Genomic DNA, 24,122 nt, shown 5'->3' on the forward strand with positions numbered 1-24,122 from the left:
AGCTCAGGCTGTCGCCGTGCGGAAAAATCGCACGGCGTTGCGTAGCTCAACACTTTGTTCCGTCAGGGATTGCGCCGCTGCCGCTGCCTGTTCCACCAGCGCGGCGTTCTGCTGCGTCACCCTGTCCATCTGGTCAACGGCAATCCCCACTTCGTGAATACCGGTGTGCTGCTCAGAACTTGCTGTCGAGATTTCTCTGACAATTTCAGCCACCTTATTCACCGAGCTGACAATCTCATTCATGGCTTTACTGGCGCGATCAGCCTGCAATGACCCTTCGGCAATTTTGCTGACGGTGCCCTGAATCAGATCTTTAATTTCTTTCGCCGCCTGCCCGCTTTTTTGCGCCAGCACCCGCACCTCACTCGCCACCACCGCAAACCCTTTACCCTGCGTACCGGCACGCGCCGCTTCCACGGCGGCGTTCAGCGCCAGCAGGTTGGTCTGGAAGGCAATGCCTTCAATCACGCTGATGATATTGATAATTTCATTCGAACTGCCGGAAACATCACGCATATGTGCCTGCATCCCCGTAACAATCACGCCGCCCTGAGACGCCGTTTTCGAGGTTTCCAGCGCCAGCTGGCTGGCCTGCCGGGCGTTCTCAGCGTTCTGGCTGACGGTCGCGGTCAGGTTTTGCATATTGGAACTGGTCTGCACCAGCGAGGCCGCCTGTTCTTCGGTGCGCTGTGATAAATCCACATTGCCCTGTTCAATTTCACTGGCGGCATGATTGATGGATTCACTGCCTTCCATAATCTGATGAATGGTTTTATTCAGTTGCTGGTTCATGCCGTTCAGCGAAGCCAGCAAACTGCCGTCATCACCCGGTTTCAGCGTGATTTTTGCCGCCAGATTACCGGCGGCGATTTCACGCATAATAGAGGCGGCATAAGCCGGTTCACCGCCCAGTTGTTTCACCAGATGGTGCGCCAGCAGCAGTGCCATCGTCAGTGAAAGAATAAACGCCACGCCGACCAGCACTAAAAACATCGCGCTGGCCGTGTGATAGCTGCTGCGCGCATCCGCTGCCGCCTGCTCACTGTTGGTCAGCTCGTTTTTTACCAGCGTCGCCAGATCCGCCATTAACTGTGTGCGATATTTCCGTGAGTTATCGCCACTGATTTTCGTGGCCTGCGCAATGTCGTTGCGTTCAACCGCCGCAATTACATCATTATTCGCCAGCGAAAACTGCTCAAAATTAGCGACGATTTGCTTAAACAGATCTGACTGACTGCCGCCGCTGTCCAGCTTCAGATACGCATTTTCCGCGTCTTTAAAGGTGGCAACCGCCTGAAGGATTTCGACCCGGTGGCCGTCGCGCGGCGCCCCCTCTGGCGAGGCGATATATTGCACCTGTTGCAGGCGTAATTCCGCCAGCGTGCCGCGCATCACCAGCGGATACTGCACGCCGGGAAGCCGGTAGGCACGGTAGTTTTCAATCTGCTGATTACTGCTGTTGAGCAGCCAGGCTGACATCGCCGCCAGAATCAACAGCAAGCTCAGGACGAGTGCGAATGCACCCAGCAAACGGGCAAGTATGGAAAGGTTGGTGATCTTTTTCATCTGGGCACATCGGAAAGTCAGTGACAGGAAACACTCATAACGGCCGGAATGAAGGGAACTTTAGGGAAAATGAAACTATATTTCATTTTGTTAAGCGCTGTCTTTCGTAATGTAATTTTAGGGTTACCGGACGAATTTTTCATGTTACCGGCCCGCCTTAAAAACATGATCTGCCACGCGTTGCAAAGATTTGCTCTCTCATAAAGAGAGAGCACTCAGCGCGACTCACTTTGGCTCACTTCGGTTCAAAAGCGGGCCATAACGGAGTGACTGCCGACAACAGATTCGCCGTACCGGCCGCCACCGACATGTGTCGGAAATTGTCGCTGCCGTCCGCTGTCTTCGCAAATTTCACCACCGTTTCCAGCCCGGCTTCCTGACACAACACCGTGCCGCCAGCGATATCCCACAGCGTGGTGCGCCGTTGCAGATGGCCGTCGATAATGCCTTTTGCCGCAAACACCATGCCGACCGTGGTACAGCGATAACAATGTACTGACCAGTCAGCCGCGCGGATCCCCTGATAAAAGGCCGAGGCTTCGTCCAGCTTGTCGTCCGCACTGTCGCCCAGCGACACAATCTGTACATCTTCAAAACGATCATCGCGACGGAAGGGTTTGTCGTTGAGGAAAATCCCCTTTCCGGATTCTGCTGAAAACAGGTCGTTTAAAACCGGCAGTGCCACAATGCCGATCACCGGCTGTTTATTTTCCACCAGCCCGAGCGACACGCCCCACAGCGGCGAACCGCGCAGGAAATTCGAGGTGCCGTCGATAGGATCAATCACCCAGCACGGCGCGTCGGTCAGAATGCCGCCCATCTCTTCGCCGATCACCGCATCCTGCGGAAAATGCTCTGCCAGCCGGGTGCGGATAAACTGCTCAACCGCCAGATCGGCTTCTGAAACGAAATCCTGCGTACGCTTACTGCTGATTTCGATAGCGTCCCGGCGGTGAAAAAAGTCCAGCGCCAGTCTGGCGGCCTGCGCCGCAATCTGACTGGCAACCGCCAGACGCGGGGACATCATAGTGTTGGTCATGATAAATCCTGAGTTTTCAGTCGGAAGGAACAAAAGCTGTCTTCATAGAATGCATCGGAATCGATGAATAAAAAATGACAACCTGCCACTTGCTAAAATAGCGTAAAACACTCTATATCTGTGTGCTTCAACTTTCTGAATTTTGCCGGAGATTTCCATGCCCGATGCCGCCCATTGGTTGCCCTTTCTGCTGATTTGTCTCGGGCTGGTATTAACGCCCGGCCCGAACATGATTTACCTGATTTCACGCTCACTCTGTCAGGGGCCGAAAGCCGGACTGATTTCCCTCGGCGGCGTAGTGCTGGGCTTCCTGTTTTACATGTTGTTTGCTGCGCTCGGCATTACCGCGCTGCTGATGGCGGTGCCCTTCGCTTATGACGCCCTGCGCATCGGCGGCGCTGCGTATTTGCTGTATATGGCGTGGCAGGCGGTGAAACCCGGCGGACGCTCGCCGTTTCAGGTCAGGGATTTACCCCGCGACAGCAATAAAAAACTGTTCACCATGGGGCTGGTCACTAATCTGCTGAACCCGAAAGCGGCGGTGTTATATCTGACGCTGTTACCGCAGTTTATCGTGCCTGAACAAGGGCATGTGCTGACGCAGTCGCTGATTCTGGGCAGCTCGCAAATTCTGATCAGTGCGACGGTCAACGCGCTCATTGCCCTTTCAGCCGGTTACATTGCCGTCTTTCTGGCCGGGCGACCATTGTGGATGGTCATCCAGCGCTGGTTTATGGGTGCAGTGCTGGGCGGGCTGGCTATGCGTATGTTGCTCGACGGGCGTAAATAACCGGCCATTTGTCACGCGTCATATTCAGTTCCGCATCAACGCTATATAATCCTTTGCATAACGAAACCAGAGGATTTTTCCATGCGTCTATTTTCATCCCGATTTTTGCCTGCCGTTGCCTTGCTCGGGCTTGCCCTGAGCCTGGCTTCCCCTTGCGCTTTTGCCACACGCCAGATAACCGATCAGCTTGGCCGTCAGGTCACTATTCCCGATCAGGTGGATCGCGTCGTCGTTTTGCAACATCAGACCCTTAATCTGCTGGTTCAGCTGGATGCCACCAAAGATATTGTCGGCGTGCTGAACAACTGGCAGCGACAGCTGGGCAGCGGTTATGTGCGTCTTGCGCCGGAGCTGGCGAAAACGCCGGTGGTCGGCGACCTGACCAGCGTGAACCTGGAAAGCGTGGTGGCGCTTCATCCGCAAGTGGTGTTCGTCACCAACTATGCACCACAGGAAATGATCGACCAGATCAGCCAGGCCGGGATCGCCGTCGTGGCGGTTTCATTGCGGGATGATCCGAAAGGCGAAGAACATATGATGAACCCGGTGCTGCCGGATGAAGATGAGGCGTACACCGAAGGGCTGAAGAAAGGCATCGCGCTGATTGGCGATGTGGTCAATCACCAGAAACAGGCACAGGCGTTGATCGACTATACTTTTTCTCAGCGTCAGTTAACTGGCGAGCGGCTGAAAGATATTCCGGCCAATCAGCGGATCCGCACGTATATGGCAAATCCCGATCTGACCACTTACGGTTCCGGCAAATATACCGGCCTGATGATGGCGCATGCCGGTGCGATGAACGTTGCGGCAGCCACAGTGAAAGGGTTTAAGCAGGTCGCGCTGGAACAGGTGATCGCCTGGAACCCGCAGGTGATCTTCGTGCAGGATCGGTATCCGGAAGTGGTCGGGCAGATCACCGGTGATCCGAAATGGCAGGGTATTGATGCGGTCAAAAATCACCGCGTTTATCTGATGCCGGAATACGCCAAAGCCTGGGGCTATCCGATGCCTGAAGCGATGGCGATCGGCGAACTGTGGATGGCGAAAAAACTCTACCCGCAAAAATTCGCTGACATCGATATGCAAAAACAGGCTGATGCCTGGTACCAGCGCTTCTACCGGACGGATTTTAAACCCGCGGCAGACGCGGCGCGCGCGGGGAAATAGCCTCGTCTCCGGCGCTTTACGTTGAGGCAATGTGACAAGGAGACCTGATGACAAATACGATTAAAGTGCTGGCGGCAGGGAGTTTACGCCGCGCATGGGCGCCGCTGTGCGATGCCTTTACGGAAGAAACCGACAGCAAAGTCGACGTGGAATTCGGCCCCGCCGGGCTGTTGCGCGAACGTATCGAACAAGGGGAAAAGGTCGATCTGTTTGCCTCGGCCAATACCGCGCATCCGCTGACGTTGCAGCAGCACGGTAAGGCGCTGGACGTGGAAGCATTTTGCGGCAACAGCCTGTGTGTCACCGCCCGAAAAGGGCCGGAACTGGATAAACTCAACTGGCTGAGCGTATTACTTGATCCCCGTTTTCGGCTGGCGACATCGACACCGCAAAGCGATCCTTCCGGTGATTACACCTGGCAAATGTTTGAGCAGATCGAAAGGCGACATCCCGATGCCGGGGCTATTTTACGCAACAAGGCGCTGCGTCTGGTGGGCGGTGAGAAATCGGCCAAAATTCCGGCAGGCAAACTGGCGGCAGAATGGCTGATTTGCAGCGGTCAGGCCGATGTTTTTATCGGCTACACCAGTTATGCCGCGCTGTTGCGGGAAAATGATGCGCTGGAAGTCTACAACATTCCGGCGGATTACAACGTGCGGGCCAGATACGCGCTCGCGACCTGCACGGAGAAAGGGAAACCGCTGGCAGAATTTATTCTTTCAGAAACCGGCCAGCATATTTTGCAGAACGCCGGTTTTTGCGGGAGACATGCGGTGATGCCGGAATAGAAAAAATACAAACAGGTACAACGCGACCTTAGTGATCGAGGTCTCTTTCTTTCATTGCCCGCTGACGATCGTAATACTCATCTTCAGCGGCAGTGATTTCATCGAGCAGCGAATCCACATCGGCTTTGTGCGTATCTTCGGTGAACAATCCGGTCAGAATAGTTTCCGGTGTCAGTTTGCCGTCTTCGTACAATGCCCAGATTTCTTTGGCAAAGCGCGTTTCCAGCAACTGCGGTGCAAACTGCCCGTAGTACTCGGTCATGTTATTCACATCGCGCTCGAACATCGATTCAGCGTGGTTATTGGCAGCGGCGTCCACGGCCTGCGGCAGGTCGATAATCACCGGCCCTTCAGCGTCCATCAACACGTTAAACTCTGACAAGTCACCGTGAACGATACCGGCGCACAGCATGCGTACGATATTGCGGATCATGGTGTCGAAATCGGCTACCGCTTCTTCTTCAGTCAGGATGACGTCACTCAGACGCGGCGCGACTACGCCGTCAGCGTCGGTGATAAGCTCCATCAGCAGCACGCCGTCCAGACAAATGTAAGGCTGCGGCACGCGCACACCGGCATTCGCCAGACGGAACAGCGCATCCACTTCGGCGGTCTGCCAGGATTCTTCCTGCTGTTTACGCCCGAACTTTGACCCCTTTTGCATCGCACGCGCGTTGCGGGTGTTACGGACTTTACGGCCTTCCTGATACTGCACGGCCTGCTTGAAGCTACGTTGTGTCGCTTCTTTATACACTTTGGCGCAGCGGATCTCTTCACCGCATAAAACGGTGTAAACATCGGCTTCTTTGCCACTTTTCAGTCGACGGACCACATCATCAATCAGGCCGTCATCCACCAGAGGTTGGATTCTATTTGGGATTTTCATGCAGCCTTGTACCTTATTTCAGCGCATGAGGGAATGACCTGCGCAATATTCCCTGCATTACACACCAGACACGCCGTTCGCGTCATCCTTTCTGATCCTTATCGCTTACTGTTCTCAAGGGTACAGTTTAACGTAGTGGCGATGGAGTGGATACTTTATGCACATACGTTATCACTTTTTACCGGTGCTTTTCACCGTCAACGCCCGCCGGGGTTTTATGGCACCCTGATTAAATTTAACTTAAATAATTAATTTATGTCCGCTAATTATTTCTTACTGTAAATAAAGCATGCCAGTTAATAAATTTTTATGTCTTCGGAACTTTTTCTTTAACTTAAGCTTTTCGTGCTGTTTACGCTTCGTTTATTCAAGGCAAAAAACGGTATACGTTCCGTTTAGAATAGAGGTGATACTGTGCCGGTAATTTCCCGTTGCAGGTCTTCTGATATGAATACTATTTTAATAACCGGTGCCACTGGTTTTGTTGGCGGAGCTGTCGTTGAATATTTTCTTCGCCAGCAACTCACCACCAATAATGCATTATTACTCTTAGTCAGGGCTGACGATAATGCGACGGGACTCGCCAGAATTATCGATAATTTGAAGAAGTTTGAATTACATGATACTCAGCTTTCTCCGCTAACTGAGCAATCAATATTGACCGGCGATCTGGCCGATCCGGAAAGTTTTATTCATGACGCGCGTTTAGATAATGTCACGCACGTTATTAACTGCGCCGCCATCGCCTCGTTTGGTCATAATCCGGCCATGTGGCGTGTGAATGTCGAAGGTTCACTGGCCTTCGCCAAACGTATGGTGCAGGTAAAAGGTTTGCAGCGATTTGTGCATGTTGGCACGGCGATGGCATCGATGCCGGATAAAGACAGCGTCTTCTACGAAGGCATGCCGGACAACGAGCAGAACGAAGATCTGGTGCAGTATACGGCTTCCAAGCGGGCGATTGAGAATCTTGTCCGCGCCGAATGCCCGTCGCTGCCGTTCGTGGTTGCACGACCGTCGATTATCGTCGGTCACACGCAGCATGGCTGCCAGCCTTCAAGCAGCATCTTTTGGGTGTTCATGATGGCGATTAAACTGAAGAAATTCACCTGTACGCTCGACGATCAGGTGGATGTTATTCCGGTGGACTATTGCGCGATGGTGCTGGTAAAACTGTGTCTCGCCAAAGACCTCAGCCATAATTTTTATCATATTTCTTCCGGCGAAGAGATGTGTACGCCATTCCATGAAATAGATACCTCGGTGGCAAAAGCCAATAATACTTCACGCATTATCAGTGAATATGAACAGACCAGTTATCAGGAATTTACCGGCATCCGCAAACAATTTAAAGATGTGCTCGGCCCGTGTAATGATAAAATTATTTTACGTGCCATTAAACTTTATGGCGGTTTTGCTCAGTTAAACGTGAAGTTTGATAATTCTCGTTTATTAGATATGGGCATTCCAAAACCTGCTGCCTTTAACAGTTATATTGATAAATGTGTTTCCTCAACCCGCGGACAATCTATCAGCGAACTGATGCAGGTTGATTTTAAATAAACCCGGTGTCTGTTAAATATTAAACACTCCCCTAAATCATTCAGTTGCTTCAAGGCGGCAACTGAATGAATCCCCGGGAGCTTACATAAGTAAGTGACCGGGGTGAATGACCAATCTGCAGGGAGCAGATTGGAACGCTGCTTGCAGCGTGAAGGATGACGGGGATTAGACAAGGCCGTTTCGGCCATACAGCCTGAAACCTTCGCGCTGATTCAGGCGGTCATAATACGCCGTCACTGCCGGTAACGCCGGACGGGACATGGGTGTCATCGACCAGCGGTTCACTGCCAGCCCGATGGGAATATCCGCCAGCGTAAAATTATCCCCCAGCACATAATCGCCGCTGCGCTGAAGTTGTTCTTCCAGCATCTGCATATGACGGTTCCATTCGCTGACACCGGCATCAATCAGCGCCGGATCCTGATGCTGCGGACTGTTGCGCGCCAGCGCCGGAAACGCATAGCGCCAGGAATTATTCAGCTCACCGGATTGCCAGTCCATCCACTGTTCGGTCAGCGCACGACGTTTCGGGTCAGATGACAGCAAATCTTCGCGCCCTTCCCGCGCCGCCAGATAGCGGCAAATCACGTTGGATTCCCACAGTACAAATTCGCCATCGAGCACTACCGGCACCATCGCATTCGGGTTCAGTGCTTTAAATTCCGCAGTCTGGACAGACTGAAAACCCGAACCGAATTGTTCCTGTTCGAAATCCAGCCCCAGTTCCTGACAGGTCCACAACACTTTACGCACATTGATCGACGGTGATTTACCCAAAATCTTTAGCATGATTTCCCCTGTTAACGTGGTACACGAATAGCCGGTCACGACGGACGAATAAAGATCCGCGTGGCTGAGCCGTGATAAGTGGTATCCGTTTTTGCCACGAAACCACATTTTTCCGCCAGACGAACCGAGGCCTGATGCTCCGGCGCAATAATGCAGCATAGCTGACGATCGACGTGTGTACCGGCCCATTTCAGCACTGCCTGCGCGGCTTCAAAGGCGTAGCCTTTGCCATGAAATGCCGGAGAAACGACCCAGCCCATTTCCGCCATGCCTTTGAGCGAGGGTGTGATATCACGCTGATAATCCGCCAGGCCAATTTCGCCAACAAACGCGCCTTCTGCACCCGCCGTTTTTTCGAACACAATCCAGTAACCGAAACCGAGCATCTGCCAGTGGCCCGGATACCGCAGCAGACGACTCCAGCTGGCTTCGCGACCCGAAGGCGTGCCACCGATGTATTTCACAACCGCCGGATCGGCCCATTGCGCGGCAATATCTTCAAAATCATCAACATGATGGCCACGTAAAATCAGACGTTCGGTTTCGATAACGGGAGCACTGGTCTGCATGGTTTTTCCTGAATAAGGTGAATTACCATTAACTTAGCACCACAATTGTGCTGACCGGAAGAGAGGTTTTAGCGGGAAATAAAAATCAGACGATAATGCCGCCGCGCAGTGCCGTCGGCGTTATGCCACGCACGGATTTGAAACGGTTACTGAAATGGCTGGCGGAGCTGAATCCGCATTCCAGCGCAATGGACGTGATGTCCATCTGACTGGTTTTCAGCAAGTTTTCCGCGCGGATCAGCCGGGCATTCATCACGTACTGATGCGGTGCCAGCCCCATGCTTTGTTTAAACATGCGGGCGAAGTGGAATTCGCTGAGTTCTGCCAGCGCGGCAAGTTCCGGCAGTAATAAAGGCTGCCCGAGATGCGTGTGAATATAATCTTTTACGCGGTTGAGCATATGCGGAGCCAGCCCGCCGCGTACCGTTGGCAGCGCCCATTGCAGATGGGTGTAATGTTTCACCAGATGCGCCATCAGCAGATTGGCGGCGCTGCTGAGCATCAGTTGATTGCTGTTTTCCTGCCACTGGCTGCTGAGCAAAAAGTGGCGATACAACAGCGTAATTTGCGGATCCTCTCCGAATGTGCGTTCTTCCAGCTCAATCGCCGCCGGGCTGCGATCCCAGGTTTGTTCCACCAGATGTCGCAGGTGTTCGTCGGAGCAATACAGATGCACAAACGACAAATCGTCGCGCACATCCCAGCTCGACATACTGCCTTTCGGCATCAGACAAAAACGATCCGGCCCGCCGCCGTTCCGCCAGCCGCTGCGGGTTTTGTGGTAACACTCGTAGCCGTCGGCAACGTACAGGCTCAGCGTATGGTGATCAGCGCTTTCCTGATTCACGATGTCATTTTTGTTCGACCACGCCGCCAGCTGAATACCGGAACCCAGTTCCACACTGTCATGCAGAACCGCTTTGTGCTGACGCAGCGTTTCGAAAGCCTGATAGACCTTAGTCATGGCGTACCCGTGTGGAGGAAAGATGACGCCCATTTTACGGTTTTCCCCCGCCCCGGTGCCAGATCTTGCTGTGCGGGTGACTGAAAAAATGCGCAAGAATATGCAACTCAGCGCAAAACGTTGAAAGCCAGCGGTCTGCCGTTACCGCAGAATGTCCTCAGTCATTACTGTCTGAGTGAGAGATTTCTATGAACGCACTGCTTTATATTTTGGTGATCCTGATCTGGGGTACCACCTGGTTTGCGATTTATCTGCAACAGGGCGACGTGCCGGTCACGGTGTCGGTTTTCTACCGTTTCCTGCTGGCTGCGGTGATCATGCTGGTGGCATTGCTGGCGACACGCAGGTTGCGTCGTCTGGCGCTGAAAGATCACCTTTTCTGCCTGGTTCAGGGTTGCTGCGTTTTTTGCTTCAATTTTTACTGCTTCTATCACGCCGCAGCCTACATCACCAGCGGGCTGGAATCGGTGATTTTCTCGATGGCCGTGCTGTTCAACGCGTTCAACGGCATGCTGTTTTTCCGTCAGAAACTGGCTCCGGCAGTGATCCCTGCGTCGGTTCTCGGGCTGGCAGGTATTATCACGCTTTTCTGGCATGACCTCAGCGCCGCGCATATCGCACCGGAATTGCTCAAAGGCATCGGCCTCAGCCTGCTCGGCACTTACGGTTTCTCACTCGGCAACATGATCAGCTCACGCCATCAGCGTCACGGGCTGGATGTGCTTTCCACCAATACCTACGCGATGTTTTACGGTACAGCCGTCATGGGCGCGCTGAGCCTGATGCAGGGCGCTTCCTTCGCCATCGACCTGACGCCGCAATATCTCGGCTCGCTGGTCTATCTTTCCGTGTTTGGTTCGGTACTGGCTTTCGGCATTTACTTCACGCTGGTCGGCCGCATCGGTGCCAGTCAGGCGGCCTACAGTACGCTGCTGTTCCCGCTGGTCGCACTGACGGTTTCAACATTTTATGAAAATTATCAATGGCATGCCAATGCGGTTATCGGGCTGGCGCTGATCCTGCTCGGTAATCTGGTGATGTTCTGCCGTCCGGCCTGGCTGGAGATGTTCAGGCGCAAAGCCGCTGCGGCGTAGGGCAGCTTACCGGCGGGTACAAAAAAACACTCGACAACTCTCCTCCTCGTGTTGCATACCTGAAAGGCCGCATCCTAAGAGATGCGCGCCCTACAGAAAATAATGAGGAGAATAAAATGCCTTTTGTACGTATTGATATGGTCGAAGGAAAACCCGAAACCTACCGCAAAACCGTCGGCGATGTGATCTATGACGCGCTGCGCTCAGCTCTTAATGCGCCGGAAAACGACAAGTTTATTGTCATCTCCGAACACTCTCCGGCAGAAATGATGATTTCCCCTGATTATCTGAATATACAGCGCAGCCCGAACTGCATTGTGATTCAGGTAACGCTCAACACCGGCCGTACACTGGAAATGAAAAAGGCGTTCTATCACGCCGTCGCTTACGGGCTGCATGAAAAAGTCGGGTTACGTCTGGAAGATGTGTTCATCAGCCTGGTGGAAGTGCCGAAAGAAAACTGGTCCTTCGGCAACGGCGAAGCGCAATACGCGTGAGAAAAGGTCTGAAGGTAAACTTCAGGCCAACAAGTTCTCACCACCAATCAGCGGAATGATTCGGGCAAGCACGTCGTTAAAGACGCCACTTTCCGCAACAGCGATAAACTTTGCCTGACGGTGCCGCCAGTCCATTGTATGGATCAACGTGGTGGCAACCACACAAGGTGCGCTCAGATTGTTGACCGGCACTTCGGTCGGCGCGCCCCGGATGCTGCTGCTCACCGGCATACAAATCACCAGCCCGGTAACCTGATTATACGTTTCATGAGACAGGATCAGCGCCGGTCGATATTTGCCTATTTCCTTTCCTTTGGTGGGCTCAAAATCCAGCCAGCAAATATCCCCGCGCTTTGGTAAATACATTAATAATCAAGCTCCCTGTCAGTCGGTTCTGCCAATTCATCAGCGTGAGCATTATACGCGCTCAGCCCCGATAACAAGCTGGCCTCAGTGACCTTCTGCTTATCGGCTTTACGAATTTGCAGCCCGTCTTCAGAAATCTCGATATCAACGACATCACCTTCCTCGAATTGTGGAATTGACTTCAAATTTCCGGACAGCCGTAACGCGATGCTGTTACCCCATTTCTGTAATGTGGCCTGAGTACGCATGTTCATTTCTCCACCGTTGTATCTACAAAGAGTATACAACCAAAAACCCGTAACAGTATTCCTGATACGGGTTTTTGCGAGCTGCATTCCGGCTTTTTATTTTCCTGCGTTAAACGGAAGGATTAAATAATCCCGCCATTCGCCTTCAGCGTCTGGCCGTTGACCCACGCACCGTCGGGACCGGCGAGGAAGGCGACGACGGAGGCGATATCTTCCGGCTGACCGAGGCGCTCGAGCGGCGAGGTTTTGGCGATGGTTTCCACCAGTTGATCCGATTTACCGTTGAGGAATAAATCCGTTGCTGTCGGGCCGGGCGCAACAGTATTGACGGTTATCTGACGGCCGCGCATTTCCTTGGTGAGCACGCGGCTCAGCGCCTCGACAGCCGCTTTGGTCGCGGCATACACGCCATAAGTCGGCTGATATAACCCGACCACGGTTGATGAGAAATTGATGATACGTCCGCCGTCGTGCAGATGTTTCGCCGCTTCACGCAGCGTGTTGAAAGTGCCTTTCAGGTTGATATCGATAAGGCGGTCGAATGCTGCATCGTCGGTTTCGGCAATGGCGGAAAGCGTCATAATACCCGCATTATTCACCAGCACATCCACGCCGCCAAACGCCTGTTCCGCGCTGGCAAACATCCGGCCGACCGCCGCCGCGTCGCTGACATCCGCCTGCGCGCTGATAGCTTTTCCGCCTGCCTGTTCAATTTTTCTGACCACCGCGTCGGCTTCTGCCGCACCGCGTGAGTAGTTCACAATCACGGTAAAACCGTCGTGCGCCAGACGTTCTGCGATGGCGGCGCCAATACCCCGTGATGCGCCGGTGACCAGCGCGACTTTCTGTTTGGATGAAGTCATGATGCGTTTCCTTTTTTCAGTGATTCGGATCTGTTGTCAGTGAGGAAAGCGTAGCCGATTGACGCTGCCGGATAATTACCTGATATTCGTTATCACTATCCGGAAAAGGCGAACAATCATCATGGATAAACTCGACAGCATGCAGTTATTCACCCGCGTGGTGGAGCTGCGCAGTTTTACGCAGGCTGCACAAGCGCTGAATCTGAAACGTTCCACGGTGACCGATGCCATTAAACAACTGGAGTCGCGGCTGAACATCCGGCTTCTGCAGCGTACCACCCGACACGTCAGCGCGACGCTGGATGGCGAAGCCTATTACCAGCGCTGTCTGCGTATTCTGGCAGATGTGGAAGATGCTGAAATGGCGTTTGCCGGTGCGCAGCCGAAGGGGTTATTGCGGGTGGATGTACACGGTTCGATGGCGCGGCATTTTCTGCTGCCCGGCCTGGCGGATTTTCTGGCGCAGTATCCCGACATTGAGTTTTACATGAGCGAAGGCGACCGGCTGGTGGATCTGGTGCGGGAAGGCATTGATTGCGTGATCCGCGCCGGTGAACTGAAAGACAGCGATATGGTGGCGCGCCCGCTCGGTACGCTGCCGGAAATTACCTGCGCCAGCCCGGACTATCTGCAACGTTTTGGCATACCGGAAACGCCAGACGATCTCGCCGGTCACCGGATGATTGGTTTTCGTTCCAGCGCAACCGGCGGGCTGTTGCCGCTGATTTTTCAGGTGCAGGGCAAAAACCGTGAAATCCTGCTGCCGACCAGTTTGTCGGTCAGCGGCGCGGAAAGCATGAAAGAAGCGGCACGGCGCGGGATGGGGATTATTCAGGTGCCGCATTACGGCCTGCTGGAGGATCTGGCGCAGGGAAGTCTGGTACAAATCCTGGCGGATTTCCCGGCCGGTTCACTGCCGGTTTCCCTGCTTTACCCGCGTAACCGCCAGCTTTCACCGCGCGTACGGGTGTTTATCGACTGGATGGTGAAAGAGTTTGCGCGGCGCGATCCGCATCTGACATGATAGTTTTTCTGCTCTGAAAGCATGACGTCACAACGTTAACGACTGGAGACGCCGATGACCACACCTGCTGTATTGCTGCATATCGGCAGCGAAGAAACGCAAGTTATCGTCCGTAATGATGATAACGACGATAAAAGTTTGCTCCTGACACTGGGCTCACAACTCACCTCTGTCGGCTATTTTCATCATTCACCGCCGACGCCGGATGAAATGGAAACTGCCATTATGGTGGTCGAGGACGAAGTGATGCGCATCCGGCACGACATTCCGCCGGGCGCTAAACTGTTCAGCACGGACAACGATATCCGTGCGCTGGCCCGCATTGCCGGTGAGGCGGAAAATGAAGTGATGACGTTGTCGCTCGACGCGGTGGAACGCACTTTCGACCGGCTGGCGCTGGTCATTAATGGCCGCCCGGCGCATTTCGAAGGTATCCCCGACGGCAATGATTTCGCCGCCACGCTGCTGATTTTGCGCGAATTTATGCATCATCTGCAATTTGATGAAATTGTGGTGAGAGGCATGAAATTTGAGATGTAATGATTAACAGCCCCGTCAGGGGCTGTTTTGGTTTTATCTACACTAATGAAGGACTGTTTTTCAACTGCGCAGCATCCGATTCCATCAGTACCATCCCGCTGAGATCCGGCAGGGTCTGATGATTCAGATAATCCCGGAACGACATGCGCGGGGCGTTATTTTCCCAGGCCGATTGCAGCGTGCCCAGCAGGTCAGTGGTTTTCGACGTGATTTCCGGCGTGGTGATGTCGGATTCCAGTGCGCCTTTCACATATTTCTGAATATGTGTTGAGTTGCTGGCGGACTGAGCCACTGAGGCACTCATCAGCGCACCTTTGTGATATTGCACGGACGTCGTGCTTTCTGCCTTGTCATCAATCTGATAGTAAAGGTAATTCTGCGAGTTGCGGTCGCTGGTCAGATTCAGTTTCAGCCCCGGTGTCAGCGATGCATGATAACTGGCGGCCAGATGTGACTGTTGCTTCTGCGTGATATTGCGGTCCTGCGTACCCGTGCCGGTGATCGTGCTGGTTTGAGAAACCTGATAAGAGAACGTATCGGTTTCATCCGGGCGCATCGGATTGGTGGAATCGACCGGTGTCTGCGAGACTGACGCCGTGAAATCCGCCAGCCCGGTCATCATGTTTTTATCGGTTTTGGTCAGCGAGAAATAAACCGGCTCAGCCCCCCCGCTTTTATAAGTCGTCGCGGTTTCGCCATAATTGCTGTTCAGCGCCGTAAAGGCATCTTTGAACATGTTCATCAGCGATTCGTCACCATTGCCACGATTACCCGCGCTGCTGATTTGTTTCAGATAACTGTTCAGCGCCTGCTTCTGCTGGCTTTCTGTGCCCAGCAGTGCGCGCTTACTCATGTCGACGCTGATATCCACCGTGCCAGCAACACCGGTCGATTTCACTGAGCGGGTATTCGCATCAGCATGAAAATCCAGCGTCTGGGTATTGGTGGTGCCCAGCGTGGCGTGTAAGTCCACCGACGACAGCACCGAGGTATCAAACTTCGTCAGGCCACTCAGATCGAGCTTCGGCGGTTGCGCCGTCAGGCCATCAATCGCTTTCTGAAAACCTTCCGCAAGACCGGCCAGCGCTTTGCGATCGGCATCGCTGAGCGTGCCTTTGCTGACATTCACCTGCACGCCGAGTCCGTCATCATCACTGCCCAGCGTGATATCCACCAGTGCGCCGCTGGCAGTTTTAATGCTCAGGCTTATCTGGTTATCAGCTTTGGTATGAAGTTGGGTTTGGGCGGCAACGTTGGCCGCCGAACGGGTCGACTGAGCGGAAGTCTGCTTCATCACCGATTGCGAATAACTGCTGCTGTCGGTAGTGAAACGCTCAAGCAGCGCCGCACCGAGTCCGGTAAAACGCGCCGCATTGCCGGAATGGCTGAAGTTCGATGCAAGCTTTGAAGACATCAGATCACTGGAAGAACGTTCCCAGACCAGTGCCGGTTTGGTGATGTTGTAGACCGGCGAAGCGGTGTCCGCCTGGCCGATCATTACCGTGGTGGATTGCGCCGTCGAAGCCTGCTGCTGGCTGGCTGCAGTAGTGACTGCCGTCAGTGATTTTGTTGACGTAACCAGCGTGTTGAGCGCCTGATTACCTGTCGCAGAGATAACTGTCATCCCGATGAGTCCCTATGTTTTTGCGCCATAGCGCCAGTGGATACCTTGATCCTTCTGATGCTATTTTCGGCAAAAACACAGGAAGCTTTAAGGATATGTAAAAGTTGTTTCTTACGCCCCCGACGTTATTCCAGCGGACCGCCCAGAATGGTTTCGCACATGCCGGAAAGAATGCGTTCGCCGGTTTCGCTTTTCAGATCCTCATACCATTGTTCGGTCACGGCCATTTCTTTGCCGTGGGTGACATCGCAGCGTTTACGCGCCTTCAGCACCAGATCCTTCACGCGATATGCCCGTTTTTCCTGATAACGCAGCAATGCATCTTCAATGCCTAATGAATTGGTTTGCAGCATATTTGCCAGCACCACTGCATCTTCCATCGCCGCGCAACCGCCCTGCCCGATATCCGGCGTGGTGCTGTGGCCGGAATCACCGAGCAGCGCAATCCGTCCTTTGACCAGTTGCATAAAGGGTTCGATGTCGTGGATTTCAACGCGGTTGGTGGTTTCAGGATTGATCTGGCTGATCAGCTTCTGCACCGGTTCCGCCCAGCCCGCAAAGTAACCCTGTAAATCCTCGCGTACCGTAGTGCGATCCTGCGGCAAGCCTTTTGGCAGCGGCACATCAAAGAAAAAGTAGAAACGGTTGCCACTCACCGGCATCAGGGACACGCGTTTACCCTCGCCGACAAACGTCGTCCACTGGTCGGCAGGCGCGATGCTTTCATCGATTTCCACCAGGCCGTTCCAGTTAACATAACCGGCATAGCGGCGCTCCGTTGCATAACCCAGAACGTGCTGGCGGATAATGGAATGGGTGCCGTCAGCGGCAATCAGCAGATCGCCGGTCGCGGAAGTGCCGTCGTCAAACCAGGCGGTGACGCTGTCGGCAGATTCTTCAACGTGCGTCACGCGCTTGCCAAACTGCACCTGGTCGCGGCCATAAGTCTCCAGCAGCATCGACTGAAGTTCCGCGCGTGCCACCGGATATGGCTGCTCGCCGACGCTTTGGATCAGCGGATCCATACTGAAACGCGTCATGGTCTGGCCCTGCTGATATTCTTTGTAGGCCATAAAACGCATGTTGCCGCCGAGTTCGCGCAGCGCCTCTTTCATGCCGAGATAATTCAGGCACTTTACGCCGTTAGGCCAGATGGAAATCGCCGCACCGACCGGTTTGATCTCTTTCACTGCCTCGTATACCGCCGTTTCGATACCAAAACGCTTCAGCGCAATCGCCGCACACGCCCCGCCAATACCGCCACCAATCACGATCGCTTTCATATTTTTCTCCCCTGAGTCTCTTTAGGGAAAAGCAATTTCTGTACCAGAAAGACGATTTGCCGCCAAAGCCTTGTATACAATCTTAAGTGAAATCATTAACTGCCGAAGCGCAGGTGAAATGCGCTAAAACGAGGCGTCGTTTTGGAGCAAGAGTGGCGTAATAGCCGCGAAGTGAATCACTCTGGTGCGAAAGGATGGGGCGGAGAGAAAGCCGGAGGAAGATTTACATCAGACAAATATTCGCAAATCACTCCCCCAGCAGAGGGAGTGATAATTTGGATCCACAAATGCCGCAGTGCGTTACTTGCACCAACCCCAGTGCAGGTTACGAGGTAGCGTTCCCCACGTTTCTATGCAGGTATTTTCCTGTTTGGTCAGTGACTGGGAATATAAAGCCCGTCCCGTTCCTGTTACACCTTTAATTTTTACGTTCGTCGCTTCAGCAGGAATAATAACCTGCTGAGTATTACCCAGCGATAATTTATATTCTTTATTGAAATTGGCTTTAGTACTGCTGTTGGTATAAGTGAGTCTGTAATAACCTGTGTAACCGCCTTTATTACGCAGACTCAGGATGTAACTTTTCGGTACAGGTGCCATTTCCGGGACGTTGAAATTAAGTGTAAATTCCGCTCCCGGTGACATTTCATCAATTTTATCATTGCTTACCATATATGTTTTTCCCATCTGCTTATTGTAATCAAGCTCAAGAATCAGCATATCGCCGTAATAAGCCGCCCCGCTGTTTGATGAAGAGATACCATGTGAATGGCCACCAAATCTTATCGAGCCGCCATACTCCCCCAGTATATCCCGCGTTGGAGTCTCATTTTCACTGTAACTTTCACCTCCATGCTCCAACGCTATTGTTGCTTTACCTTTTATGCCTGCATCGCGTAACTGCTCACGGAACCAGCCCTCACCGTCCCTGACCTTAATATCATACCGGCGGGCAGCATCCGAATTAAACCCTGAAAATTCCTTCGTATAATGCAAATTATTATTAAGCTGAATGAAACGAATACCCGCAATATCAAAACTGTAACCGAAACTGCCAATATAGTTGGTACTGAGATGCGGGAATTTATAACCATTCATGACGTCGTAATCAACGGAAACGACATCTTTCAAACTATTAATATGATCAACTAAATTCCGGATACTACGAATTGCACAGCGATTTTCCCACAAACCACAGTCATTCACATTGCCGTCATAATCATGATTACCCAGCCCGTACCAGTAAGGTGCATTAAGTTTGCCAAAAGCTTTCTTGGCATCAGACCACTCGCCACCATGCCCCCAGTGGGTAATGTCGCCGTTAATAATCGTCCCCCTGAAGGCATCACCGTATTTGTCTTTCAGTGTGTTAATTGCATCAATCTTCTTAAAGTTAGCTTTGCTGGGCACCGTGTTATATGGCGTAGATGTAGTCTCTGCCCCAAAATGCCAGTCAGACGTAATGGCATAATATTCTTTTGGATGAACAACACGCCACCAGGCATTATCTTTTTTATTTTCCGGGTAATACCAGTTTTTACTTTTCGCATTACCATTAAACTTTGCTTCAAAGAATTCAGTAGTCCCGTTAACCTGACGGCCATGTATTTCACCGACCGTCGTATCAGCGCTCCAGGCTTTTGGCGCAGCAATGGAACCATACACCGCAGAGGTTACCGCCGCGTCCGGGAAGACCTCCTGTCTCAGCTGTTCTTTCATATTTTTCAGTGCTTCGAATGTTTCTTCCGCACTGTCTGTTGAAACTTCGTAAGGACGGGAATGCTCCACCCCATTTACATCGGTGTAAACCATCTCCCCTTTTGCAACAACTGGAGAGATATTGTTATCACTGGAATCGACCGTTTTAGCTTCTAATAAACGCACGGCTTGTCCACCTGGCACAGTGATTGCTTTTATTTCATATGGACTTGAATTCTCTGAAACCTTATAGCCAGATATTTCGGTTGAGAGTTTCATCCGGGCATAGTCATTTTGATCATCAGGAATAGGTAACCCGTCCTGATGAGGGTCAGGTACCGGAACAGGCGCGGGAGGATTAGGAGAAGGACCCGGTGATATTTCCCGTTGCATAGAACTCATGTCGATCATCTTCATGCCATCAGGCACAGTGAGTACAACATCCGGTACATGGTAACCACCTCTTTGCGTTGCCACATTGCTAATATTTATTTCTGCTGAGGTATAAAATGGCAAACAAGCAGCGATAGCCATGGCTATCCTGCCATATTTAATTTTATTTTTTGAGACGAACACACTTTCACCCTTGAGGTTAATCATTTTACTGTTAGTAAATTATCGTACCTCGATATTATAATTTGTAACAAACATTTGTTTTAAAATAAATAATTAAGTTGACTTATTTTACAACGACCATTAAACAATCGGAATACAGAAGTTAAATACATATCAACGCTAAGAATAAAACCTTAAAAGTGGTTTTTCACTGTTATCTGTGAGTCCGGAGATTCAGGAAAAAACGGAAGCTGAATAATGTTCAACCGTCAACATAAAGTACTGGCTGTAGTATTCAGAAAAAATATGTATCAGAAATTTTTCCATTTCATCGCTGATACCATTCTTAAAGGGAAAAACCGTCTCACCATAATTGGGGTCAAAGATTTTTATTTGATTGGATTCTGCCCTGAGACCTAATGAGTGTCCGCTGGAAGATTTTTTAATCGATATATGACAGCCATTGCCCTGACTGACACTTTTTAATATTGACTGCGCCATGGTAATTGCGGTGTTTCCAGTCAATTTTATTTCCTCCCGAATAAAATTAACCTGATAAGATTTTAGAATGCCATGAAAAACACTTTTCATTTCTTTCATATTCCCGCTGGCACTCAGGTGTTCCTGAAAATTCATGATCCCCCGCACCACCGTCTTACCTTTTTCACTGGCAATATAGGCACTGAACCGGCTCCAGCTTTGACCTGATATCAGGTATGCGCCCACCAGCCCCTGACACACACCGTTTTCAAGACCATATTCAACCACCCGGCCGGCGCGATCATAGACATTTCCGGTCCATGCGCCCTTACGTTTTTTCTCATCACAATGATCCCATTTATTTTTCTTAATATATTCCCCCTGTCGGAATTTATTATATATCCCATTATAATTTTGTATCAGTCTAACTGAATCCATTCTCATAAAATCACTTCATTCCATTATTAAGAAAAATTTTGCAAATGATAAAGAAAAAATACTTTCAATGTTGAACATGATTAATTCAGAAAACATAAAGGAAACCTTTTCTTCTAAGGGGTTCTCAGCCTCTGGTCTGGTGCGAGAGCGGGAAGGTTGATACTCTGCTAAGTATTGATATTTCGAATACCAAAAGCATAAACATTTAAAAAATGAATCGCTATCCGATGTTCAGCCCGCAGCAGTTGCTTAGTTTTGTCGCCGTCTGCGAAACCGGCAGTTTTACCCGTGCGGCCGACCGCGTGTACCTGTCGCAATCGACAGTCAGCCAGCAAATCCGCCGCCTGGAAGAAGCGCTGGGAAAACCTTTGCTGGAACGCACGTCTCATCAGGTGCAACTGACTGAAGAAGGCGAACGGTTGCTGGGTTATGCGCGGCGGATTATCGCCCTGAACGGTGAAGCGCACGATGCGCTGAGTGACCAGTGGCCGGACGGCGTAGTGCGTCTCGGTGTGCCGGAAGATTTTGCCGCGGCCACCACGTCCCTGCTGGCGCAATTCAGCCGCGCCCATCCGCATATTCGCCTTGATGTCACCAGCGGCCTGAGTCACGAACTGCGCCGCGCCTGGCAACAGGAGATGCTGGATATCATTCTGGTGAAACAACTCACCGGCGAAAAGGCCAACGCCTCGCGCCCCGAGCCGATGCTGTGGCTGGACAGCGCGGCGTTTCCGGCGTTTGAACGGGATCCCATCCCGCTGGTACTGTTTCCGCTCAACGGGTTATACCGCGAAGAACTGTGTCAGGCACTGGATGCTCTCGGGCGTAGCTGGCGTATCAGTTACAGCAGCGCCAGCCTCGCCGCGCTGGTCGCTGCCAGTGCGGCCGGATTGGGCGTCACCTTATTGCCCGCCAGTTGCCGCCAGCCGGAGCACCGGATTCTTGGGGCAGAAAGCGGATTGCCACCGATTGATAACGTCGAGCTGGCGCTGTTTTACCGCCACGACGCGACGCCTGCGCAAATCGCACTGGCCGGAAAATTAAAGGATTTTTGTCAGCTTAGTTAGCCATTGCATTTTCCACTGGCAGGCAGTGGGAAAAATCGCAGCCGGAACCGGCGTCATCTTTTAAGGTGAAGGGAAAAGCAGCATCCTCCCGCATCATGATTAAGGAATTCGACGTGCAAAATCCTCAGCAACAAAGCCGCAGAAACTTTCTTTCGCATAGCGCCAAAATCACTGCCACCGGCGCGCTGTTAACCGCAGGTATGGCATCAGCCTCCCCGTTCAAACCGGGCGCGATGGACGAAAAATGTGACGATGCCAGCCAGATCAACGCGATTTCTGCGCCGCATTACCAGTTGCGCAATGTGCGGCTGGAAGAGGGTTTTGAGCGCGAAGGCGATATCGTTATTGCCACCAGAACCGGTTTGTACAATCTTGAAATCAACAACGGCAAAATCGTGGCGATCCAGCCGGCAAAAGACGCCCCGGCCAGCACCTTGCCTGCTTTTGATGCCAGAGGATTACTTCTGCTGCCCGCCACGCGCGACATGCATATTCACCTCGACAAAACCTTCTACGGCGGCAAATGGGAAGCACCGCGCCCGCGTAAAGGCAAAACTATCATGGACATGATTGCCCGCGAACAGGTGCTGATCCCCAAACTGCTACCAACATCGGTGGAACATGCCGAAGCGATCATCGGGCTGCTGCATTCCAAAGGCACCACAGTGGCGCGCAGCCACTGCAATATCGACCCGGTCAGCGGCCTGAAAAGCCTTGAGCATCTGAAAATCGCACTGGAAAAACATCAGCAGGATTTCAGTTGTGAAATTGTGGCGTTCCCGCAACACGGCTTGCTGCATTCGAAAGTCGATGGCCTGATGCGTGAGGCGATGCAAATGGGCGCGCAATACGTCGGCGGACTGGATCCGACTAACGTGGATGACGCGATGGAAAAATCCCTCGACGCGATGTTTCAGATTGCACTGGATACGAATAAAGGCGTGGATATTCATCTGCATGAAACCACGCCGGCCGGTATCGCGGCAGTGAAATACATGATTCAGACCGTGGAGAAAAACCCGCAACTGAAAGGCAAAGTGACGCTCAGCCACGGTTTTGCGCTGGCGATGATGCAGGGCGCGGAACTCGACGACGTCATTGCAGGGCTTTCAGAGCAGCAGTTCACCGTCGCTTCCACCATTCCGCTCGGCAAACTGAATATGCCGCTGCCGCAGCTCAGCCAGAACGGCGTATTTGTCATGACCGGCACAGACAGCGTCATTGATCACTGGTCGCCGTTCGGCACCGGCAGCATGCTGGAAAAAGCCAGCCTCTATGCCCAGCTCTACGGTAACTCCGACGAATTTGGCCTGACGCGCTCCCTCGCTATCGCCACCGGCAACGTTCTGCCGCTCGACGACAGCGGCACACGCCAGTGGCCTGCGGTGAACGATAACGCCGAAATGATCCTGGTCGACGCCAGTTGCTCTGCCGAAGCGGTGGCGCGGGTGTCAGAGGTGAAAGCGACATTCCATCAGGGCAGATTAGTGTTTGGTGCGGTGGGGAAAGTGTGAGGAATTGAAAGTAGTCAACGCTGCAAAGCAAAAAGCCCCTTTCGGGGCTTTTTGTTGTTCTGAACGTTGATGCCCGAAGGCAATGAATCAGAACGGGATATCGTCGTCGAAATCCATTGGGGGTTCGTTGTTCTGTGCTGGCGCGTTGTTTTGCGCAGCCGGACGAGATTGCTGACCGCCACTGAACTGGTTGCCGCCTTGTGGCTGCTGAGGCTGACCCCAACCGCCCTGCTGGCCGCCTGCGGATGGCTGACCACCACCTGCTGGTGCGCCGCCGCTTGCACGGCCGCCGAGCATCTGCATGGTGCCGCCGACGTTAACAACGACTTCGGTGGTGTATTTTTCAACGCCAGCCTGATCGGTCCATTTACGGGTTTGCAGTGCGCCTTCGATATAAACCTGAGAACCTTTCTTCAGGTATTCGCCTGCGACTTCCGCTAATTTGCCGAACAACACTACACGGTGCCATTCGGTTTTTTCTTTCTGCTCGCCGGTGGCTTTGTCACGCCAGCTTTCAGACGTTGCCAGAGTGATGTTGGCAACCGCGCCGCCGTTAGGCATGTAGCGGACTTCCGGGTCTTGCCCCAGATTACCGACGAGAATAACTTTGTTTACGCCTCTGCTGGCCATGTGGATTCTCCTGATGATGTATGTCGTGGTTGAAACCACAGTTTGGGGTGTGAGGAAACTCACTTCGCGACATTATA

General features: G+C 52.4%; 24 protein-coding genes. 10 read left to right on the forward strand and 14 right to left on the reverse strand.

Annotation, left to right across the window (positions count from 1 at the left end):
• Nucleotides 1-3 precede the first annotated feature (3 nt).
• The gene (locus DXU84_RS14890; RefSeq protein ID WP_013577317.1) at nt 4-1,566 is read right to left on the reverse strand and encodes a methyl-accepting chemotaxis protein; all 1,563 of its coding nucleotides are present in this window, start codon (nt 1,564-1,566) and stop codon (nt 4-6) included.
• 235 nt (nt 1,567-1,801) lie between these two features.
• A complete protein-coding gene (locus DXU84_RS14895) occupies nt 1,802-2,605 on the reverse strand; it encodes an inositol monophosphatase family protein (protein ID WP_153376115.1) in 804 nt (267 codons plus the stop codon).
• 157 nt (nt 2,606-2,762) lie between these two features.
• On the opposite strand from DXU84_RS14895, the gene DXU84_RS14900 reads away from it, so the two are divergent.
• The 3 genes from DXU84_RS14900 to DXU84_RS14910 all read left to right on the forward strand — a co-directional run bounded on the left by DXU84_RS14900 (nt 2,763) and on the right by DXU84_RS14910 (nt 5,353).
• Complete coding sequence (locus DXU84_RS14900; protein WP_013577319.1) at nt 2,763-3,395, forward strand: LysE family translocator; 633 nt, start codon at nt 2,763-2,765, stop codon at nt 3,393-3,395.
• Nucleotides 3,396-3,476: 81 nt separating this feature from the next.
• Nucleotides 3,477-4,565 carry an ABC transporter substrate-binding protein gene (locus tag DXU84_RS14905; protein ID WP_037034992.1) on the forward strand — a complete coding sequence of 363 codons (1,089 nt, stop codon included), beginning with the start codon at nt 3,477-3,479 and terminating at the stop codon, nt 4,563-4,565.
• A gap of 47 nt (nt 4,566-4,612) precedes the next feature.
• Entirely contained in the window at nt 4,613-5,353 is a 741-nt protein-coding gene (locus DXU84_RS14910; protein WP_013577321.1) for a molybdate ABC transporter substrate-binding protein, read from the forward strand.
• A 28-nt stretch (nt 5,354-5,381) separates the two neighbouring features.
• Here DXU84_RS14910 and DXU84_RS14915 read toward each other — a convergent pair whose 3' ends face one another.
• Nucleotides 5,382-6,239, reverse strand: coding sequence for a PA4780 family RIO1-like protein kinase (locus DXU84_RS14915; protein WP_013577322.1), 858 nt, complete (start codon nt 6,237-6,239; stop codon nt 5,382-5,384).
• A gap of 447 nt (nt 6,240-6,686) precedes the next feature.
• Between DXU84_RS14915 and DXU84_RS14920 the strand changes: the two genes are divergently transcribed.
• Entirely contained in the window at nt 6,687-7,802 is a 1,116-nt protein-coding gene (locus DXU84_RS14920; protein WP_013577323.1) for an SDR family oxidoreductase, read from the forward strand.
• A 165-nt stretch (nt 7,803-7,967) separates the two neighbouring features.
• Here the strand turns inward: DXU84_RS14920 and DXU84_RS14925 are convergent, their stop codons facing one another.
• The 3 genes from DXU84_RS14925 to DXU84_RS14935 all read right to left on the reverse strand — a co-directional run bounded on the left by DXU84_RS14925 (nt 7,968) and on the right by DXU84_RS14935 (nt 10,124).
• The gene (locus tag DXU84_RS14925) at nt 7,968-8,591 is read right to left on the reverse strand and encodes a glutathione S-transferase family protein (RefSeq protein ID WP_037034986.1); all 624 of its coding nucleotides are present in this window, start codon (nt 8,589-8,591) and stop codon (nt 7,968-7,970) included.
• A gap of 35 nt (nt 8,592-8,626) precedes the next feature.
• Nucleotides 8,627-9,160, reverse strand: coding sequence for a GNAT family N-acetyltransferase (locus DXU84_RS14930; protein WP_013577325.1), 534 nt, complete (start codon nt 9,158-9,160; stop codon nt 8,627-8,629).
• A gap of 85 nt (nt 9,161-9,245) precedes the next feature.
• Nucleotides 9,246-10,124 (reverse strand): AraC family transcriptional regulator, encoded by an 879-nt coding sequence (locus tag DXU84_RS14935; RefSeq protein ID WP_162906083.1) that lies wholly within the window; start codon nt 10,122-10,124, stop codon nt 9,246-9,248.
• A gap of 188 nt (nt 10,125-10,312) precedes the next feature.
• On the opposite strand from DXU84_RS14935, the gene DXU84_RS14940 reads away from it, so the two are divergent.
• Together DXU84_RS14940 and DXU84_RS14945 are read left to right on the forward strand one after the other, a co-directional pair.
• Complete coding sequence (locus tag DXU84_RS14940; RefSeq protein ID WP_013577327.1) at nt 10,313-11,218, forward strand: DMT family transporter; 906 nt, start codon at nt 10,313-10,315, stop codon at nt 11,216-11,218.
• Between the two features lie 116 nt (nt 11,219-11,334).
• Entirely contained in the window at nt 11,335-11,715 is a 381-nt protein-coding gene (locus DXU84_RS14945; protein ID WP_013577328.1) for a tautomerase family protein, read from the forward strand.
• Nucleotides 11,716-11,736: 21 nt separating this feature from the next.
• Here DXU84_RS14945 and DXU84_RS14950 read toward each other — a convergent pair whose 3' ends face one another.
• From DXU84_RS14950 to DXU84_RS14960, 3 genes are all read right to left on the reverse strand, one after another.
• Nucleotides 11,737-12,081: a type II toxin-antitoxin system PemK/MazF family toxin gene (locus DXU84_RS14950; protein WP_013577329.1), complete on the reverse strand. Its 345-nt coding sequence runs from the start codon at nt 12,079-12,081 to the stop codon at nt 11,737-11,739.
• A complete protein-coding gene (locus DXU84_RS14955; RefSeq protein WP_223510138.1) occupies nt 12,081-12,335 on the reverse strand; it encodes a transcriptional regulator in 255 nt (84 codons plus the stop codon). The genes DXU84_RS14950 and DXU84_RS14955 overlap by 1 nt, the downstream gene beginning before the upstream one ends.
• Before the next feature lie 116 nt (nt 12,336-12,451).
• Nucleotides 12,452-13,192 carry an SDR family oxidoreductase gene (locus DXU84_RS14960; protein ID WP_112151070.1) on the reverse strand — a complete coding sequence of 247 codons (741 nt, stop codon included), beginning with the start codon at nt 13,190-13,192 and terminating at the stop codon, nt 12,452-12,454.
• Between the two features lie 121 nt (nt 13,193-13,313).
• On the opposite strand from DXU84_RS14960, the gene DXU84_RS14965 reads away from it, so the two are divergent.
• Together DXU84_RS14965 and DXU84_RS14970 are read left to right on the forward strand one after the other, a co-directional pair.
• Entirely contained in the window at nt 13,314-14,216 is a 903-nt protein-coding gene (locus tag DXU84_RS14965; RefSeq protein WP_013577332.1) for a LysR family transcriptional regulator, read from the forward strand.
• 54 nt (nt 14,217-14,270) lie between these two features.
• Nucleotides 14,271-14,756, forward strand: a complete 486-nt coding sequence (locus DXU84_RS14970; RefSeq protein ID WP_013577333.1) for a hypothetical protein — start codon at nt 14,271-14,273, stop codon at nt 14,754-14,756.
• Between the two features lie 37 nt (nt 14,757-14,793).
• Here DXU84_RS14970 and DXU84_RS14975 read toward each other — a convergent pair whose 3' ends face one another.
• From DXU84_RS14975 to DXU84_RS14990, 4 genes are all read right to left on the reverse strand, one after another.
• Nucleotides 14,794-16,380, reverse strand: coding sequence for a hypothetical protein (locus DXU84_RS14975; RefSeq protein WP_153376117.1), 1,587 nt, complete (start codon nt 16,378-16,380; stop codon nt 14,794-14,796).
• Nucleotides 16,381-16,505: 125 nt separating this feature from the next.
• A complete protein-coding gene (gene hpxO / locus DXU84_RS14980; protein WP_013577335.1) occupies nt 16,506-17,663 on the reverse strand; it encodes an FAD-dependent urate hydroxylase HpxO in 1,158 nt (385 codons plus the stop codon).
• Between the two features lie 300 nt (nt 17,664-17,963).
• Nucleotides 17,964-19,895 carry a metallophosphoesterase gene (locus DXU84_RS14985; RefSeq protein WP_153376119.1) on the reverse strand — a complete coding sequence of 644 codons (1,932 nt, stop codon included), beginning with the start codon at nt 19,893-19,895 and terminating at the stop codon, nt 17,964-17,966.
• Between the two features lie 255 nt (nt 19,896-20,150).
• A complete protein-coding gene (locus DXU84_RS14990) occupies nt 20,151-20,840 on the reverse strand; it encodes a YopT-type cysteine protease domain-containing protein (protein WP_013577337.1) in 690 nt (229 codons plus the stop codon).
• 206 nt (nt 20,841-21,046) lie between these two features.
• On the opposite strand from DXU84_RS14990, the gene DXU84_RS14995 reads away from it, so the two are divergent.
• Together DXU84_RS14995 and DXU84_RS15000 are read left to right on the forward strand one after the other, a co-directional pair.
• A complete protein-coding gene (locus tag DXU84_RS14995) occupies nt 21,047-21,901 on the forward strand; it encodes a LysR family transcriptional regulator (protein WP_037034979.1) in 855 nt (284 codons plus the stop codon).
• Nucleotides 21,902-21,996: 95 nt separating this feature from the next.
• Nucleotides 21,997-23,415 carry an amidohydrolase family protein gene (locus DXU84_RS15000; RefSeq protein WP_153376121.1) on the forward strand — a complete coding sequence of 473 codons (1,419 nt, stop codon included), beginning with the start codon at nt 21,997-21,999 and terminating at the stop codon, nt 23,413-23,415.
• Nucleotides 23,416-23,502: 87 nt separating this feature from the next.
• Here DXU84_RS15000 and DXU84_RS15005 read toward each other — a convergent pair whose 3' ends face one another.
• Nucleotides 23,503-24,045, reverse strand: coding sequence for a single-stranded DNA-binding protein (locus tag DXU84_RS15005; protein ID WP_013577340.1), 543 nt, complete (start codon nt 24,043-24,045; stop codon nt 23,503-23,505).
• Nucleotides 24,046-24,122 lie beyond the last annotated feature (77 nt).

This window comes from Rahnella sp. RcJ3 (assembly GCF_009498575.1).
Taxonomy (GTDB): domain Bacteria; phylum Pseudomonadota; class Gammaproteobacteria; order Enterobacterales; family Enterobacteriaceae; genus Rahnella; species Rahnella aceris.

What these genes read in the sequence shown, in the direction of transcription:
- DXU84_RS14890 (WP_013577317.1), bottom strand. Translation starts at nt 1,566, where the DNA reads ATGAAAAAGATCACCAACCTTTCCATACTTGCCCGTTTGCTGGGTGCA.
- DXU84_RS14895 (WP_153376115.1), bottom strand. Translation starts at nt 2,605, where the DNA reads ATGACCAACACTATGATGTCCCCGCGTCTGGCGGTTGCCAGTCAGATT.
- DXU84_RS14900 (WP_013577319.1), top strand. Translation starts at nt 2,763, where the DNA reads ATGCCCGATGCCGCCCATTGGTTGCCCTTTCTGCTGATTTGTCTCGGG.
- DXU84_RS14905 (WP_037034992.1), top strand. Translation starts at nt 3,477, where the DNA reads ATGCGTCTATTTTCATCCCGATTTTTGCCTGCCGTTGCCTTGCTCGGG.
- DXU84_RS14910 (WP_013577321.1), top strand. Translation starts at nt 4,613, where the DNA reads ATGACAAATACGATTAAAGTGCTGGCGGCAGGGAGTTTACGCCGCGCA.
- DXU84_RS14915 (WP_013577322.1), bottom strand. Translation starts at nt 6,239, where the DNA reads ATGAAAATCCCAAATAGAATCCAACCTCTGGTGGATGACGGCCTGATT.
- DXU84_RS14920 (WP_013577323.1), top strand. Translation starts at nt 6,687, where the DNA reads ATGAATACTATTTTAATAACCGGTGCCACTGGTTTTGTTGGCGGAGCT.
- DXU84_RS14925 (WP_037034986.1), bottom strand. Translation starts at nt 8,591, where the DNA reads ATGCTAAAGATTTTGGGTAAATCACCGTCGATCAATGTGCGTAAAGTG.
- DXU84_RS14930 (WP_013577325.1), bottom strand. Translation starts at nt 9,160, where the DNA reads ATGCAGACCAGTGCTCCCGTTATCGAAACCGAACGTCTGATTTTACGT.
- DXU84_RS14935 (WP_162906083.1), bottom strand. Translation starts at nt 10,124, where the DNA reads ATGACTAAGGTCTATCAGGCTTTCGAAACGCTGCGTCAGCACAAAGCG.
- DXU84_RS14940 (WP_013577327.1), top strand. Translation starts at nt 10,313, where the DNA reads ATGAACGCACTGCTTTATATTTTGGTGATCCTGATCTGGGGTACCACC.
- DXU84_RS14945 (WP_013577328.1), top strand. Translation starts at nt 11,335, where the DNA reads ATGCCTTTTGTACGTATTGATATGGTCGAAGGAAAACCCGAAACCTAC.
- DXU84_RS14950 (WP_013577329.1), bottom strand. Translation starts at nt 12,081, where the DNA reads ATGTATTTACCAAAGCGCGGGGATATTTGCTGGCTGGATTTTGAGCCC.
- DXU84_RS14955 (WP_223510138.1), bottom strand. Translation starts at nt 12,335, where the DNA reads ATGAACATGCGTACTCAGGCCACATTACAGAAATGGGGTAACAGCATC.
- DXU84_RS14960 (WP_112151070.1), bottom strand. Translation starts at nt 13,192, where the DNA reads ATGACTTCATCCAAACAGAAAGTCGCGCTGGTCACCGGCGCATCACGG.
- DXU84_RS14965 (WP_013577332.1), top strand. Translation starts at nt 13,314, where the DNA reads ATGGATAAACTCGACAGCATGCAGTTATTCACCCGCGTGGTGGAGCTG.
- DXU84_RS14970 (WP_013577333.1), top strand. Translation starts at nt 14,271, where the DNA reads ATGACCACACCTGCTGTATTGCTGCATATCGGCAGCGAAGAAACGCAA.
- DXU84_RS14975 (WP_153376117.1), bottom strand. Translation starts at nt 16,380, where the DNA reads ATGACAGTTATCTCTGCGACAGGTAATCAGGCGCTCAACACGCTGGTT.
- hpxO (WP_013577335.1), bottom strand. Translation starts at nt 17,663, where the DNA reads ATGAAAGCGATCGTGATTGGTGGCGGTATTGGCGGGGCGTGTGCGGCG.
- DXU84_RS14985 (WP_153376119.1), bottom strand. Translation starts at nt 19,895, where the DNA reads ATGGCTATCGCTGCTTGTTTGCCATTTTATACCTCAGCAGAAATAAAT.
- DXU84_RS14990 (WP_013577337.1), bottom strand. Translation starts at nt 20,840, where the DNA reads ATGAGAATGGATTCAGTTAGACTGATACAAAATTATAATGGGATATAT.
- DXU84_RS14995 (WP_037034979.1), top strand. Translation starts at nt 21,047, where the DNA reads ATGAATCGCTATCCGATGTTCAGCCCGCAGCAGTTGCTTAGTTTTGTC.
- DXU84_RS15000 (WP_153376121.1), top strand. Translation starts at nt 21,997, where the DNA reads ATGATTAAGGAATTCGACGTGCAAAATCCTCAGCAACAAAGCCGCAGA.
- DXU84_RS15005 (WP_013577340.1), bottom strand. Translation starts at nt 24,045, where the DNA reads ATGGCCAGCAGAGGCGTAAACAAAGTTATTCTCGTCGGTAATCTGGGG.